10 protein-coding genes are annotated in these 12,607 nt (G+C 33.1%); 6 read left to right on the plus strand and 4 right to left on the minus strand.

The annotated features are described in order from the left end of the window. On the plus strand, window positions 1–189 hold a 189-nt coding region (locus B0A68_RS24630), incomplete at its 5' end, for a hypothetical protein (RefSeq protein ID WP_207763277.1). Between the two features lie 370 nt (window positions 190–559). On the opposite strand, the gene mnmE is transcribed toward B0A68_RS24630, so the two are convergent. After that, the gene (gene mnmE / locus B0A68_RS09440) at window positions 560–1,960 is read right to left on the minus strand and encodes a tRNA uridine-5-carboxymethylaminomethyl(34) synthesis GTPase MnmE (protein WP_035689403.1); all 1,401 of its coding nucleotides are present in this window, start codon (window positions 1,958–1,960) and stop codon (window positions 560–562) included. 180 nt (window positions 1,961–2,140) lie between these two features. Here mnmE and B0A68_RS09445 point away from each other — a divergent pair, with 180 nt between their 5' ends. The 3 genes from B0A68_RS09445 to B0A68_RS09455 all read left to right on the plus strand — a co-directional run bounded on the left by B0A68_RS09445 (window position 2,141) and on the right by B0A68_RS09455 (window position 5,283). Then, window positions 2,141–2,974: a universal stress protein gene (locus B0A68_RS09445; protein WP_035689399.1), complete on the plus strand. Its 834-nt coding sequence runs from the start codon at window positions 2,141–2,143 to the stop codon at window positions 2,972–2,974. Window positions 2,975–3,037: 63 nt separating this feature from the next. Beyond that, complete coding sequence (locus tag B0A68_RS09450) at window positions 3,038–4,810, plus strand: MutS-related protein (protein WP_035689397.1); 1,773 nt, start codon at window positions 3,038–3,040, stop codon at window positions 4,808–4,810. A gap of 29 nt (window positions 4,811–4,839) precedes the next feature. Next, entirely contained in the window at window positions 4,840–5,283 is a 444-nt protein-coding gene (locus B0A68_RS09455) for a PaaI family thioesterase (RefSeq protein ID WP_035689388.1), read from the plus strand. A gap of 86 nt (window positions 5,284–5,369) precedes the next feature. On the opposite strand, the gene B0A68_RS09460 is transcribed toward B0A68_RS09455, so the two are convergent. From B0A68_RS09460 to B0A68_RS09470, 3 genes are all read right to left on the minus strand, one after another. Further along, on the minus strand, window positions 5,370–6,971 hold the full coding sequence (locus B0A68_RS09460; protein WP_035689387.1) for a Na+/H+ antiporter: 1,602 nt from the start codon (window positions 6,969–6,971) through the stop codon (window positions 5,370–5,372). 167 nt (window positions 6,972–7,138) lie between these two features. Next, complete coding sequence (locus B0A68_RS09465; RefSeq protein ID WP_051892878.1) at window positions 7,139–8,836, minus strand: ribonucleoside-diphosphate reductase subunit alpha; 1,698 nt, start codon at window positions 8,834–8,836, stop codon at window positions 7,139–7,141. Between the two features lie 18 nt (window positions 8,837–8,854). Beyond that, window positions 8,855–9,829, minus strand: coding sequence for a ribonucleotide-diphosphate reductase subunit beta (locus B0A68_RS09470; protein WP_035689384.1), 975 nt, complete (start codon window positions 9,827–9,829; stop codon window positions 8,855–8,857). A 726-nt stretch (window positions 9,830–10,555) separates the two neighbouring features. Between B0A68_RS09470 and B0A68_RS09475 the strand changes: the two genes are divergently transcribed. Beyond that, on the plus strand, window positions 10,556–12,034 hold the full coding sequence (locus B0A68_RS09475) for an ankyrin repeat domain-containing protein (RefSeq protein WP_035689381.1): 1,479 nt from the start codon (window positions 10,556–10,558) through the stop codon (window positions 12,032–12,034). A gap of 85 nt (window positions 12,035–12,119) precedes the next feature. Continuing rightward, window positions 12,120–12,605, plus strand: a complete 486-nt coding sequence (locus B0A68_RS09480) for a DUF2271 domain-containing protein (protein ID WP_035689526.1) — start codon at window positions 12,120–12,122, stop codon at window positions 12,603–12,605. Window positions 12,606–12,607: the final 2 nt, after the last annotated feature.

The raw sequence follows: 12,607 nt of genomic DNA on the forward strand, positions 1-12,607 counted from the left end.
TACGAACGTGTTTCAATTTTGTTTCGCTTGTGTTTCAAAGCGGGTGCAAAAGTACAACCTTTATTGACTTCTCCAAGCTTTTTTTTTAACTATTTTGAAAGTTTTTTTGAATTTATTCTTAACTTTCTGATAATAAAAAATTTAGATGTTGAAGTTTTAAAATCAAATGGTAAGAATTTTCCTTTATAGGTATGTTTTCAGTAAGTTTAACATTAAAAAAAGTAATGTTTTTGCGAAATATTCCATTAAATCAATGTCAATGTATAAAAATTCTAAAATACAGCAATCAAAGTTATTTGAAATAACTATATAATATATAAGAGAAGGGAGTTTTCTGGTTTAGGAAAATATCTGATGCGCAATATTCTGGATGTTAACGTGAGAACCTGCGAAAATGGAACTATATAATTGGTTTTTGAAAAACAAAAATAAGAATGACGCTAAAGGAAGAAGCAAGAATAGAAGAAGCAAGAATAATAATTACTTCTTCTAAACAGCGTTACAGAAGCCGACGTTTTTAACGCATAGCTTATTATCAATTTGCAATGTATTGACGTTCCTATTTACCAATGCAGAAATTAGCAAAGATATTTCCAAGTAATTCGTCGTTTGTAACTTGTCCCGTAATAAGGCCAAATTGGTACAAAGCCTCGCGAATATCTAATGCCATAAGATCGCTGGAAAGATTAGATTCTAAACCAAATTTTACTTTCTGAATTTCATCTAAGGCTTTTAACAGAGAATCATAATGCCTGGTATTCGTAACAATTGTTTCATTATTACGAAGTGCCCCCGTATTTACAAAAGATAGTAATTGATTTTTTAGATCTTCAACACCTTCTTTATTTTTAGCACTCAAAAAGATTTGTTTTAAATTTAATATTTCAAGTTCTGTTTGAATATTTTGAAGTTCTGTTTGATTCAACTGATCAATTTTATTACAAACAATCAAAATTTGCTTTAAAGGATATTTGTTTTTTATTTTCTCAATTTCAACAATAAAAGATTCGCTTGAAACCTGAAATTTCAAGCTGTCCATTAAGTAAATTACAAGCTGTGCCTGTTCTATTTTTTCAAAAGTTTTTTTGATTCCGATACTTTCTACAACATCCTTTGTTTCGCGAATTCCTGCAGTATCTATAAATCTAAAACCAATGCCGCCAATTACCAGTTCATCTTCAATTGTGTCGCGTGTTGTTCCAGCAATGTCAGAAACGATGGCGCGTTCTTCATTCAATAAAGCATTTAATAATGTCGATTTTCCAACATTCGGCTCTCCGACAATAGCAACCGGAATTCCATTTTTAATAACATTTCCAACAGAAAATGAGTCGATTAATCGTTTCAAAACAAATTCTATACGGTTTAACAAATCATTAAACTGAGATCGGTCTGCAAATTCCACATCTTCTTCTGCAAAATCCAATTCTAACTCTATTAGAGAAGCAAAATTTAATAATTCTTCACGCAGTTTGGCAATTTCATTACTAAAACCGCCGCGCATTTGCTGCATTGCTATTTGATGAGAAGCTTCATTATCAGAAGAAATTAAATCAGCAACAGCTTCTGCCTGAGATAAATCTAGTTTTCCGTTCAGGAATGCTCTCAGGGTAAATTCTCCTGCATCTGCCATACGACAGCCTTTGCGCAGCAATAACTGAATAATTTGCTGCTGAATATAGGTTGAACCATGGCACGAAATTTCTATGGTATCTTCGCCTGTATACGAGTTTGGCCCTTTAAACAATGATACCAAAACTTCATCCAGGGTTTTAGCATCATCAACAATATGACCTAAATGGAGTGTATGTGTTTTTTGTTTGGTTAAATCTTTTCCTTTAATGGATTTAAAAACCGAATTTCCAATAGAAATAGCTTCTGCTCCAGAAATTCGAATAATGGCAATTGCTCCTGCTCCAGACGGAGTAGCCAGCGCAACTATAGAATCGTGATTTATCATAATGCAAAGGTATTAAAAAAGCGATAAAGTTGACAAACAGAAAGCGAATAGAAAATGCAGATTAAGCACCAATTTGCTATTAGATTAACAATTCATTAAGTGTTAAATAACTGATAATTATCAGCTTGTTTCTTATAAGTAATCAGTAAATTTGAGAAACAAACTTAAATTCTCAGTAAAATGAAAAAGATATTATTCCCAACCGATTTCTCTGACGCTGCAACAAATGCTTTTGTTCATGCGCTTGAATTTGCGAAAGTTGTCAATGCCGAACTTATTTTGCTTCACACCTTTGAAATTCCAGTTTACGACAGTCAGTTTTTCCCGGAAAACTACGCTTCAATATACAGCTCGATTGAGTTAGCTAAATTTGAAACTTTTAAAGATGAGATTCCAAAATTAAGAACGATTGCTTTAGAAAGAAATCTGGAAGATATTGTCATTAAACACCGTCTGATGGATGGTGATTTAATTTACAACCTGAAAAATGCGGTTAAAGAAGACCAAATAGATTTTGTTATTATGGGAACAAGCGGTGTCTCTGACTGGACTAAATTCTTTACCGGATCTAACAGCAACTCGGTAATTGCAGATGTTGACGTTCCTGTTTTATGTGTTCCCGTTTATGCAAAATACAAAAAGATTAAAACAATCGGTTTTACTACACGTTACCGCGATAAAGATAAAAAAGAATTGAAAAAAGTTCTTAAAATTGCTAAAAAAACCAATGCCAGAGTTAAAAGCCTATATGTAAAAACATCTGATTCTGATGTTTCTGCTCAAACCATAAAAGAATGGGAAAACGAATTTGCAGCAGAAGATGTAGACTTTTTAGTATTACCAAGCGATGAAGTAAAAGAAACAATTCTTGATTTTGTCTTATATAAAGATATTGATGTACTGACAACTATAACGCACAAAAGATCCTTTTTTGCCAGCATTTTTGAGTCTAGTTTTTCGCAAAAAATCTCAAAAGAAGTAGAAATCCCTGTTTTGGTAATGCATGAAGATTAATCTGCTTTTGAATGATAATTTTCTGTCTTAAAACCTATATTTGTATTTCATCAAATTTACACAATGAAAGCATATCAGGAAAAGACATTACAATATACAGAACAATTTAATAAGATCAACAAACGATACAACAGCATAAGTCTTTTACGTCTTTTAAGCATTTTTTTAGTTTTGTTTTTTATGTTTTATTACATTAAAACAAATGAAATCTTAAACGTAATTTTTGCTTTTTTATCCTTTGTTGGTTTTATTTTTTTAATGAAAATTCATTCGCGTTTGTCGTTTCGAAAACTAATTACAAATGCCCTTCTTCAAATTAATAAAGATGAAATTTCTTTTCTTAAAAGAGAAAAAAATTCTTTTGAAAATGGTAGTGAATTCAATGATTTTCATCATCCTTACGCTTACGATTTGGATATTTTTGGAGAACATTCTTTATTTCAAAATCTAAACAGAACGGCTACCTTTATCGGAAAGAAAACACTTGCCGACCAGCTTTTGATAACAAATTCAAATGATGTTATTTTAGAAAATCAGGAAGCCGTAAACGAACTTAAAAGCAAAATCGACTGGAGACAGGAATTTCACGCACTTGCAAAAATAAGCAATGATTCTAAAGCTTCTTTTGATTCTATAATCTATTGGAATTCTTCTAAAAACAATGAATTACCTAAAGTTATAATTGCACTTTCAATTATACTGCCGTCTTTATTTCTAGGTGTATTAACAGCGTATTTCATAACATCAAAAACTATTTTACTTTCGTACCTGACTTACGTTTTCATTGCCAATTTAATAGTCTTAGGAAAATCATTTAAAAGAATTCAATCCGAAATTGCCAAAGCCGACCACATAGATAAAATCATTAAACACTACAGTTTATTAGTTCAAAAAATTGAAAAAGAAAACTTTCAGTCCAAAAAGCTAACTGATTTACAAAAAGAACTTAGTTCGAAAAATACAAATGCCAGTACTCATTTAAAACAATTGTCTGAGTTATTTTCAAGAATGGACACCATAAATAATCTTGTAACAGCAGTTTTATTTAATGGAACATTTTTATTTAATCTTCATGTTCTTAAGGCTCTTTTAAAATGGAAAGATAGTCATTCTAAAGATCTGGAAAGATGGATTTTGGTTATTGGTGAATTTGAAGCCTTAAGCAGTCTTGCCAATTTAGCGTATAATAATCCTGATTTTGTTTTTCCTGAAATTAATTCAGAATACAAAATCAGATTTTCAAATCTAAGTCATCCTCTTTTAAATCCTGAAACACGCGTTGGAAATGACACTCATTTTTATCCCGAATCTTTTATGATTTTAACAGGATCAAATATGTCAGGAAAGAGTACTTTTTTAAGAAGTTTAGGCATCAATATGGTATTGGGCGGAATTGGGTCAGTTGTTTGTGCTTCAAGTGCTAATATTCATCCACTTCCTGTATTGGTTTCAATGCGATTATCGGATTCTTTATCTGATAGTGAATCTTACTTTTTTGCAGAAATCAAGCGTTTAAAGCAGATTATGGATGCACTCGAAGAGCGTCCTGCTTTTGTTTTGCTGGATGAAATATTAAGAGGAACAAACTCTGATGATAAACGCAACGGAACAATTGAAGTTGTCAAAAAAATCATTGGCAAAAAAGCAATTGGAGCAATTGCAACTCATGATATAGAAGTTTGTCTCACAACGAACGAATATCCTGAAATTTTAACCAATCAATGTTTTGAGGTTGAAATTCAGAATAATGAATTACACTTTGATTATAAACTGCGTAATGGCATCTGCAAAAATAAAAGCGCCACTTTCTTAATGCAGAAAATGGGAGTTATTTAGAATATTGTAAAAGAGCAAAACAATAATATATGGAAAATAAAAGACTAGCGTACCTGCAAAGCTTTGTAGGCAGGCACTTTAGCAACAGCCCCTCGCCTTTTGCTAATTGGTTAAACGGAAAAGTAATTTCTGTTGAAGAAAGCGGTGTTGAATTTCAATTTGAAATTAGAAAGGAAATGACCAACCCAATCGGAATACTTCACGGCGGTGTAACTGCAGGAATGATTGACGATTGCATGGGCGTAAATTTTATGGTTTTGGGTTTAGAGAAATTTTATCCAACCATAAATCTTTACGTTGATTATTTTAATCCAGCAGTAGAAGGTCAGACGGTTTTAGTAAAAACCAGAATAGAAAAATTAGGCAAAACCATCATCAATATAAAAGCAGAAGTTTTTAATGAGACTACGTCCAAAATTGTGGCGCAGGCAACTGCCAATCTAGCTGTCAGTGAAATTAAAATACCTGATTAATATCATATAAATCAATAACATAAATAGATTCAACTAAAGAGATTATCTCAATAAAAATCTCTTTAGTTTTTTACTTCTTTTGAGTATTAATCTTCATACATTTCCATCCAAAGACGTGTTTCTTCCAGATCAAGTTCTTTTTCTATTTTGCGAAAAATCTCTTCATTGACAGAACCAGATTTATGCATGGCTTCTAGTTTACTTCTTTCAACATTTAATAAATCGATTTGCAATTTGGTAAAATCATTAAAAATCTCACCTCCCATTACATTGCCTTTTCCAAAAAAATTAGCCGGAAGTTCTGTTTTTTGAAGTCGATTAAATTTTACCTCATATTTGCTTTTAATATTATGCAGCAAATCATCATTTAATAATGAAAAATTATCTTCGATATGCGTAATCGTTTCAGAAACAATTATATTCCTTATATCATATTCTTCTGCAATTATCGAGTAAGGCTGTAATTTTAATTTTTTAATTATCCACGGAAGTGTTAATCCCTGAATAACCAATGTAGATAGTATAACGCAGAAAACTAAGTAGATTATTAGATCTCTAAAAGGGAACTCCTCTGTATTATTTATAGTTAGCGGCAGTGCCAATGCTGCAGCCATAGAAACTACACCACGCATTCCGGACCAGCCAAAGATGATCATATTTCTATAATCAAATTCTTCTTTTTCTCTTATTTTAGAACTCAAAAACCTCGGCAGCATAGTCGCAGGAATTACCCATAAAAAACGAACTAAAATAACCACCATACTCACCACGGCACCCCAGATAAATAGTGACATTCCAGAATAGGTGCTGATTCCCGTAATGATCTGACGCAATTGCAGACCAATTAAAATAAAAATTAATCCGTTTAAGATATTAGTCAAAACGTTCCATATAGTTCCTGTCATGATACGGCTTTCATGTGTAAAAATAGTTCCGGTGCGTGCTGAAAGGAACAAACCAGTAGCTACAACAGCCAAAACTCCAGAACCTTCAAAATGTTCTGCAAGCAGATAAGATGCAAAAGGCGTCAATAAGGTCAGGGTAACTTCTATTACATCGTCATTAACAAATTTCTTATGAATATAGCTCATTACAAAACCTATGGCGACACCAATAGCAATTCCGATAAGAGACATTAAAACAAAATTTATTCCGGCCTCCCAAAGCACAAAATTACCCGCAGTAATTGCAGTAAGCGCATATTTGTAAGCCACAAGTCCGCTTGCATCGTTTACCAGACTTTCGCCTTCAAGAATAGCAATCAGTCTTGGGTTTAATCCTAATCCTTTGGTTATAGATGCGGCAGAAACTGCATCTGGAGGCGATACAATTGCTCCAAGTAAAAATGCCAGCGGCCATGAAATATCATCTATAAGTTCATGTGCCACAACAGCCACGGCAAAGGTCGTAAAGAATACCAATCCTACAGCAGCCAGCGTGATAGGACGAATCGCATGCTTAAAATCGGACCAGCTCGTGTACCACGCAGAATGATACAAAAGCGGTGGTAAAAACACAATAAATACTACTTCTGGACTTAGCGCAATGACCGGAAGACCTGGTATAACACTTATAATTACACCACAAAGAACAAGTACAATAGGAATTGGAAAATTATATTTTTTACTAATAAGGCTTAAAAATGCTACGCCAAAAAGCAGCATTATTATTACTGAGACATTCTCCATTTTGGGTTGTTTTTGGGATGGTAAATTGTAATTTCTACGACTGCTAAATTAACATTTTACAATAATTTATACTGCGTTTTTTTCTTTTTTAAAGAAAAAATCAAAATGTCTTTTAAACATAAAAAGCCGGAAAATAATTCCGGCTTTTAAAAAAAATATAATTTTATTTAAGACTCACAACTGCTGCAAGAGACAAGACTTGTAACCAATTCTTTAGAAACACTTTGACTTCTTTGGTAATACAAACTTTTTATTCCGAGCTGCCATGCTTCAATCAAAAGACGATTTACTTCTTTAATTGGCAGATCTGAAGGAATATTAAGATTGATACTTTGCCCTTGATCTACATATTTTTGTCTAATAGAAGCTTGCTGTACAATCTCTAACTGACTTATTTCTTTGAATGTTTTAAAAACATCTTTTTCTTCCTGAGAAAGTTCACTCATATGCTGCACGCTTCCGCCGTTCAGCATAATTCCTCTCCAAACTTCTTCGTTATCCAAACCTTTTTGTTCTAATAAGGTTTTAAGATATTTGTTTTTACGCATAAAATTACCTTTGCTCAATCCGGCTTTGTAGTAATTACTGCTAAAAGGTTCGATACCCGGCGAAGTCTGTCCTAAAATAGCCGAAGATGAAGTTGTAGGTGCAATTGCCATTGTGGTCGTGTTACGTCTTCCGTAACCTTTTAACAATTCCGGCTCACCGTAGATTCTTGCAAGATCCTGCGTTGCTTTGTCAGCTTTGTCGCTTATATGTTTAAAAATTTCTGTTGTTTTCATTTTAGCTTCTAAACCTTCAAACGGAATCATATTTTTTTGAAGATACGAATGCCATCCTAAAACGCCTAAGCCTAATGCACGGTGTCTTTTGGCAAATTTATTTGCAGCTGCTAAATAGTAGTTTCCTTCTGTTTTTTCTATAAATTCCTGCAAAACTGCATCTAAGAAAAATATCGCCAATTTTACAGCTTCAGTATCTTTCCATTCTTCATACAATTCTAAATTCATAGAAGAAAGACAGCAGATAAATGATTCGTCACTCGTTGACGGAAGCATAATTTCGCTGCATAAATTACTTGCATTAATTCGCAGATTCTGATCTTTATATACCTGAGGTTTATTTTTGTTTACGTTGTCACTAAAGAAAATATAAGGAAGTCCTTTTTGCTGACGGCTTTCTAATACTTTTGCCCAAATTTGTCTTTTTTCTGCATCTCCATCTATCATTTCCTGCATCCAATAATCTGGTACACAGATTCCTGTAAACAAATTCTGAATAGGATTTCCGATACTTTTAATCTTTAAAAATTCTTCGATATCCGGATGATCCACATCTAAGTAAGCGGCAAATGCACCACGACGCACACCACCTTGTGAAATGGTATCCATTGCTGTGTCAAAAAGTTTCATAAAACTTACTGCCCCGCTGCTTTTTCCGTTATCGGTTACAGCGCTTCCTCTTTCGCGAAGCTCACCAAAATAACCCGAAGTTCCGCCGCCAATTTTGGTCTGCATGATAACTTCGCCCAATTTATGGGTAATACCTTCAATTTTATCCGGCACGTGCACATTAAAACAAGAAATCGGCAGACCACGTTCTGTTCCCATATTTGCCCACACAGGAGAACTAATGCTCATCCATCCTCTTTCTATCATCTCTACAAAAGATTCTTTTAATTCTGGTTTGTAAAGTCTTTTTGCAGCAGCGGTACAAATTCTATCAATTGCACCTTCTACAGTTTCACCTTTAAGGAGATAACCACGATTTAAAATTTGTTCGCTTTCAGAGTTTTTCCACCACATTTTTGTATCAGGCTGTCCTGGTGCAATACTATTATGCTGGTTTGTATCGATTGTATTCATAATTCTTTTGTGCTTGTATTAAAAAAGGTCGTTGGCTGTTATGCTTTTATCGTGTTTGGTATATTCTACGGGACGTTTTGCAAAGAAATCATCAAGACTATTGGCAAAAACTTCTTCTTCAAACCATGCCATTGCTTTATAATCTTCCGGAGAAACATTAAAAATTGTGTCTATATTAATTTGTTTCAGACTTTCGTCGATTCTAAATTTCATAAAATTGACCAAATCTGCTTTTTTAATGCTTTCGATTTCACCGTCTTCAAAGATCCAATCCAAAATATCTGCTTCTACAGCAATTGATTCTCTTACTGTATTTCGAACTAAGTCTAAAGTTTCGGCATCAAAATAATCTGGAAATTCTTCACGGATTTTATTGATAATGTAAATCCCTCCATTTGCGTGAATCTGCTCATCTATAGAAGTCCAGGCGATAATGTTGCTCACATTTTTCATATAACCTTTAAATCTTGTAAAAGATAATAAAATGGCAAATTGACTGAATAAGGAAACATTTTCGATTAGAATACTAAACAATATTAAGGAAACTACATATTTTTTGTTGTCCTGCGATTTGGTGTCTTTTAGAACATTCGTCAAATAATCGACACGTTTGCGGACTACAGGAATATCTAACAATTTTTCGAACTCATCGTTATAACCCAAAACTTCCAGAAGGCGCGAATAGGCTTCTGAATGTCTGAACTCACATTCGGCAAAAGTTGACCCTAATCCGTTGAATTCCGGTTTTGGAAAATGATCATAAATATTTCCCCAAAAGCTTTTTACTGCAACTTCAATCTGCGCGATTGCCAGCAGGCTGTTTTTGATTGCTGTTTTTTCGGCAGGATTTAAGTGTGCATGAAAATCTTGTGTATCTGCGGTAAAATCTACCTCACTATGAACCCAGTACGCTTTGTTTATAGCTTCTGTAAATTGGAGAACTTCCGGATATTCGAAAGGTTTATAATTGATTCTTTTATCAAAAATGGACATATATATAGAATTTTAAGTGACTAAAAAAAGAATAGAAATATATAAGATCCGGGGGTGGTATTGAACGCTTTTCTATTACTACAAATTTAACCTGCTAATCTGCTTTTGTCTATTTTTTGATGTTAAAAATCCAAGCAATTATCAACAGTTGGAAAACTTTCGCGAAGGCGAAAAACTGACAATTTATGAACAGCTCCTGAGTAGTTCGTAATTATCATTCAGCTAGTACTTTCAATATAAATTAAGGTAAGTTATCAACAGGAAAAATAGACGTAATCTTCTTGAATCTAAAAACAGTTATCAACAATGATTTAGATTTTTTGAATTTTAATCGCCAAATAAATGAGTAAAAAATGTGCTTTATTTATAATTATTCTAATTAAAAAATCAGAGTACAAACATTCGTTTTAACACATAAACATTTATTAAACAAATAGATAAGAAAAATAAAAATTTTATTAGGGTTATAAATCGATGCTTTTTGATTGAAATTAAGCTTTGTTTAAGAAAACAGATATGATGCTTGGCGGTGAATCGCTTAAAAGTTCAAAAAACGAATAAACTAATGGATAACGCTTGAAAAAAATGATCCCAAAAGTTTTTTTAAGCAAAAATTAAGATTGATTTAATGATATTAATATTTACATTTGCGTTATTTTTATTTATTCTAAATAATAGAATTCAATTCAAACCTAAAACAACTTAATAAACAATAAATATCTCAATATGAAAAAGAATGTTTTTCTTTCTTTTGCATTAGCCGCTACTTTATTTGTTAGTGCCCAGCAAAAAAACTCGTTATTAGAGCAGTCCTTTTGGAAAGCTTCTCCAGATATAAATGCTGTTAAAGCCGAAATTGCAAAAGGAAACGATCCTTCTCAGGCCAATCAAAATGCTTTTGATCCTGTAGTTCTGGCAATTAATAATGAAGCTCCGATTGCAACGATCAAATTTCTTCTGGAACAGCCGGGAAATACGGTTGGTAAAATGACACACGATAATCGTATTTATCTGCACTGGGCTGCATATAAAGGAAATACAGAACTTGCTGAATATTTAATAGCTAAGGGATCTGATATTAATTTAGAAGACAGTCACGCGACTACACCAATTGCATTTGCTGCAAGTAACGGCGCTGTGAATACAGCATTGTACGAAGCGTTTTTTAAAGCAGGAATCGATCCTAAGAAAAAGTACAAAGATGGAGCAAACTTATTGCTTATGGCGGCGCCTTCTGATAAAGATTTAAAGCTTTCTGAATATTTTGCAACTAAAGGAATGTCGCTAAAAGATGTAGATAATGACGGAAATACAGTATTTAATTATGCTGCAAGATCAGGAAATATTTCGCTGTTAAAGAAACTTATAGAAAAAGGAATAAAATATAACGATAATGCGATTCTTATTGCTGCACAGGGAAGCCGCAGAGAAAGTGCACCTCTTGAAACTTATAAATATTTAGTTGAAGATTTAAAATTAAAACCGGCAGTTGTAAACAAATCGGGAGAAAATGTACTTCATATCTTAGCTGGAAAACCAAATCAAACAGAAATAATCAAATATTTTCTTTCTAAAGGTGTTGATGCAAATAAAGCTTCAAAAGAAGGAACGACTCCTGTAATGATTGCAGCTTCAAGAGAAAATACTGCGCTTGAGCAGTTGCTCCCAACAGTAAAAAACATTAAAATGCAAAACCTTAAAGGAGAATCGGCTTTGAGTTTTGCAGTGAGATCCGGAACTCCGGAAGCGGTGGCTGTTCTTTTAGAAAAAGGTGCAGATGTTAATGTAAAAGACAAAGACGGAAACAATTTGGGTGTATATTTAGTACAATCGTATCGCCCGGGTGCTGGAGCAAAAGATCCTTTTGAAACTAAAGCCAAACTACTTCAGGATAAAGGTTTAAATTTAGCTGCTTCGCAAAAAGACGGAAGCACGCTTTACCTTATTGCTATTACTAAAAATGATTTAGAGTTATTAAAAAAACTGGCTTCTTTAAATATTGATGTGAATGCCAAAAACAAAGATGGCATGACTGCACTTCATAAAGCGGCAATGATTTCTAAAGACGATTCTATTTTAAAATACTTATTATCAATTGGTGCAAAAAAAGAAATAAAAACCGAATTTGACGAGAGTGCTTATGCTTTAGCAAAAGAAAATGAAACGTTGACAAAAAATAATATATCTGTTGAATTTTTAAAATAATAGTTTGAACTTGCCGTGATTTTAAATCATAAATAAAACGATCATTGGCAGTATCATATTCCAATAAAAACAAATGAAATCTAATATGAAATCAATATTTAAAATTGCTCTTACGGGCGCACTTATATGCCTAATTTCTTTTCAGGCCTCTGCACAGGCAAGTAAATACAAATGTATGCTTCAAATGTCTAATTACATGGGCGAAGGTGCGTACATTGTTGTTTCTCTGCTTAATGCTAAAGGAGAATACGAAAAAACACTTTATGTAATGGGCGATGACAAAAAATGGTACACTTCTCTAAAAGAATGGCATAAATTTCATTCTAAAAAACCTTCTGACGATATCAGCGCAAAAACCGGTGCTTCTGTAACGGGCGGTGACAGAAGTATGACCACTATAGAAATTGACGATTCTAAAATTAATGCCGGATATAAATTAAGATTTGAAAGTGCTGTAGAAGATCAAAAATATTATGTAACCGACTTAGAAATTCCGCTTACTACCGAAGGCCTTGCTGATAAAACAGAAGGAAAAGGTTATATTCGTTACGTAAGATTAAATAAAATATAACA

The sequence above is a fragment of the Flavobacterium reichenbachii genome (genome assembly GCF_002217435.1).
GTDB lineage: Bacteria > Bacteroidota > Bacteroidia > Flavobacteriales > Flavobacteriaceae > Flavobacterium > Flavobacterium reichenbachii.